The organism is Asticcacaulis biprosthecium C19 (assembly GCF_000204015.1).
GTDB classification, from domain to species: domain Bacteria; phylum Pseudomonadota; class Alphaproteobacteria; order Caulobacterales; family Caulobacteraceae; genus Asticcacaulis; species Asticcacaulis biprosthecius.
This window is the reverse complement of record NZ_GL883077.1, coordinates 1,688,836-1,691,276: the sequence shown is the minus strand read 5'-3', so window position 1 is coordinate 1,691,276 and position 2,441 is coordinate 1,688,836. Positions and strand designations below refer to the sequence as shown.

Below are 2,441 nucleotides of genomic sequence, written 5' to 3'. Positions count from 1 at the left end.
CAGAGGACGTCTAAAAACCGAACGGCATCCCTACCCGTTGGCCACGCCATCCAGATACGCCTTCGTCGCATCCAGCAAATTCCCATTCAACGCCTTCCGCCGCGCATTCAGATCCGGACTGCCTGCATCAAAATCCGACATCAGCCGTTTCACAAACGCCCCCGACTGCACGTCTTTCAATACCCCCGCCATCTCCGCTTTCGATGAATCATTGATTATTCGTGGTCCGGTCAGATACGCGCCATACTCAGCCGTATTGGAAATCTTGCCAAAGCCCCCCGACATACCCAGTTCCCACAACAGATCGACCACCAGCTTCAGTTCATAGCAGGTCTCGAACCACGCCACTTCTGGTGGGTACCCGGCATCGACCAGTGTCTGGAACCCCGACGTCACCAGTTCCCGCGTCCCGCCGCACAGCACCACCTGCTCGCCGAACAGATCGCTTTCGCATTCGTCCTTCATAGTGGTCTCAAGAATGCCCTTGCGCCCACAGCCCAAGGCCGCCGCATAGGAAAGCCCCAACACCTTGGCCCGGCCCGACGCATCCTGATGCACGGCGAACAGACAGAACACCCCCTCACCCGCCACATAGATGTCCCGTATACGAGGACCTATGCCCTTCGGCGACACCAGAAGCACATCGACACCGGCCGGAGGCACCACCAAACCGAAATTCACCGACAAGCCATGGGCGAAAATCAACGCTTGATTTTCTCGTAATTGGGGCGCGATCTCGTCGGCAAACAACCTCTGGTGGGCCTCATCCGACGTAAGTACGACAATAACATCGGCCCACAAGACGCCGTCCGAAACCGTAACGATTTCAAAGCCGTCTGATTCGGCCTTAACACGTGTTTTTGAGCCTTCCTTAAGCGCCACCTTAACTTGCGCCACACCGGAATCGCGTACGTTGAGCGCATGGGTCCGCCCTTGTGAGCCATATCCGATGATCAGCACCTTCGACGCGGCAATGAGTGACAGATCGCAGTCGCGATCACGATAAACGGGAAGGGACATGGCGGGTGGCCTCGGCTATAGTGGCGTCAGAATCGCCGCTTATCTTAAAGTACCGCCCATGTTCGACCACCCGGAATATCAGTATCTCAACCTGCTGCGCGACTGCCTGGAAAACGGTGTGCGCCGGGACGATCGGACGGGCACCGGCACCTACGGCCTGTTCGGCCGCCAGATCCGCTTTGACCTGAGCCAGGGCTTCCCCCTGTTGACCACCAAGAAGGTCCACTTCAAGTCCGTCGCCGTAGAGCTTCTGTGGTTCCTGCGCGGCGACACCAATGTGAAATACTTGCAGGACCACGGCGTCACCATCTGGGACGAATGGGCCGATGACGACGGCAATCTCGGCCCGGTCTACGGCAAACAGTGGCGGTCGTGGGCCGCGCCCGACGGCCGCGTCATCGACCAGATGGCGCAACTGGTCGAAAACCTGAAGACCAACCCCAATTCTCGCCGCCATGTCATCTCAGCCTGGAACCCGGCCGAGGTCGAGGACATGGCCCTGCCGCCGTGCCACTGCCTGTTTCAGTTCTTCGTGGCGGATGGCCGCCTGTCGTGCCAGCTCTATCAACGCTCAGCCGATATCTTCTTGGGCGTTCCGTTCAACATCGCCTCCTACGCCCTGCTGACCCACATGGTCGCCCAGGCGGTCGGCCTGAAGCCCGGCGACTTCGTTCACAGCTTCGGCGACGTCCACCTCTACAGCAACCATATAGAACAGGCGAAGACGCAAATGGAACGTACCCCTTTCGCCTTCCCCGTCCTGGAGCTGGCGCCGAAAACCGACCTGTTCGGCTTCGACTACGCCGACCTCACCATCGCCAATTACCAAAGCCACGGCGCGCTGAAGGCGCCGGTCGCCGTATGACCAAACCCAAACTGGCTCTTGTCGTGGCCATGAGCGACAATGGCGTCATCGGCAAAGACAACACACTGCCGTGGCGGCTGCGCTCGGACATGAAGCTGTTCAAGGACATTACTCTGGGCAAGCCCATCCTCATGGGTTCAAACACCTGGGACTCGCTGCCGAAAAAGCCCCTGCCTGGCCGGCTGAACCTGGTCCTGAGCCGCGACCTCAAGTTCGAAGCCGAAGGCGGCCTTATCTGCGCCACCCTGTTCGAGGCCCTGGACATCGCCAAGGAGCACGCCATCGACGACGGCGTCGATGAGATCTGCATCATCGGCGGCGCCAATGTCTATGCTCAGACCCTGCCCAAGGCCGACCGGCTGTACGTCACCCACGTCCACGCCACGGTCGAAGGCGACACCCACTTCCCGACCATCGACCCAGCCGTGTGGCAGGTGGTCCGCGAAGAGTCCTTCACGAAGGCCGAATTCGACGATCACGATTTTACGCTGAAGGTCTACGAGCGCAGCAAGAGCTGAAGCATTCCTTCTCCTCCCCATCTTGATGGGGAGGTGGA

3 protein-coding genes are annotated in these 2,441 nt (G+C 59.6%); 2 read left to right on the top strand and 1 reads right to left on the bottom strand.

Annotation, left to right across the window (positions count from 1 at the left end; translation table 11 throughout):
- Positions 1–30: 30 nt before the first annotated feature.
- Complete coding sequence (ilvC, locus tag ABI_RS07965) at positions 31–1,020, bottom strand: ketol-acid reductoisomerase (RefSeq protein WP_006272396.1); 990 nt, start codon at positions 1,018–1,020, stop codon at positions 31–33.
- A 58-nt stretch (positions 1,021–1,078) separates the two neighbouring features.
- On the opposite strand from ilvC, the gene ABI_RS07960 reads away from it, so the two are divergent.
- Both ABI_RS07960 and ABI_RS07955 read left to right on the top strand, forming a co-directional pair.
- A complete protein-coding gene (locus tag ABI_RS07960; RefSeq protein WP_040309051.1) occupies positions 1,079–1,885 on the top strand; it encodes a thymidylate synthase in 807 nt (268 codons plus the stop codon).
- On the top strand, positions 1,882–2,403 hold the full coding sequence (locus ABI_RS07955) for a dihydrofolate reductase (RefSeq protein WP_006272394.1): 522 nt from the start codon (positions 1,882–1,884) through the stop codon (positions 2,401–2,403). Before ABI_RS07960 ends, ABI_RS07955 begins: the two co-directional genes overlap by 4 nt.
- The last annotated feature ends 38 nt before the right edge of the window (positions 2,404–2,441 follow it).